Genomic DNA, 847 nt, shown 5'->3' with positions numbered 1-847 from the left:
GCTTTTTTGCATCTAAAGATCCTAGCGTACCTCCATCCCCCTCACCTTTCTAATCGCTCATTCAGTACAGAAACTCTCAGTCTTAATTTTCTTGTAAAACAATTAGGCTTTACTCTTTTGATTTAGCTTTAATCGCCCAACGACATGTCGAAACCTTTCTAGCGAGCTTGCTACTTGTGTTATCTAAGAGTGAACCAACTAAGCGCCAGAATGGCTCTGTTGATGACTTAACCTGGGTGATATACAGTTTCACTCTTTATCGAAACTATCCACTATAATAGCCCCCATAGACGCGGGCATTGATATAACAATGACACGTTTAAACGAGACTATTGGATCGCTTAATAGAGGCAACTTATCCAAACATGTCAGGACCAAAGCAACTACCAACGCCGTCATAGCATAAGCAATAACAATTCTGAAAATAAACACCGGCATGCGCGCAACAACATTTTTTTGAAAGACACTTTCATAAGTATAAAAGCCTAAGAACACAGCTGATAATAAAAATAGCAGCAACAGATTAGCAGTAGGCAAAGTCTCCCCTAACTTCCAGGCTTCTTCGGAAAAAGAAATCGGTACAGCCAAAGCAAAAGATCCTACAAAGATCTGACTGGCATCTTCAAAGTTAAAGCTTAATTTCATAGTTCGCCCCATTAGCTTTTAAGGCTTTATCTATTTGTTAAAATAATCACTAAAATATCACCCGATGATCTTTTTTTGAGTCTATTCTTACCAAGTGAACGATAACGCCCTTCTAGCTTAATATTAGTCGCAATAGCCAAAACATAGCTTGAATTAACCAGCAAGAAATCAATATGTTCAGAGTAAAGTGGTCAACATAACT

General features: G+C 38.1%; 1 protein-coding gene. It reads right to left on the bottom strand.

Annotated features, from left to right (window positions below):
- Positions 1 to 249: 249 nt before the first annotated feature.
- Positions 250 to 645, bottom strand: coding sequence for a DUF2391 family protein (locus AB4653_RS28235; protein WP_009847710.1), 396 nt, complete (start codon positions 643 to 645; stop codon positions 250 to 252).
- Between the last annotated feature and the right edge of the window lie 202 nt (positions 646 to 847).

The organism is Vibrio sp. 10N.222.48.A3 (genome assembly GCF_041475345.1).
Taxonomy (GTDB): Bacteria; Pseudomonadota; Gammaproteobacteria; order Enterobacterales; family Vibrionaceae; genus Vibrio; species Vibrio tasmaniensis_A.
Note: the sequence above shows the minus strand (reverse complement) of the source record. Positions and strands in the feature narration are given on the sequence as shown.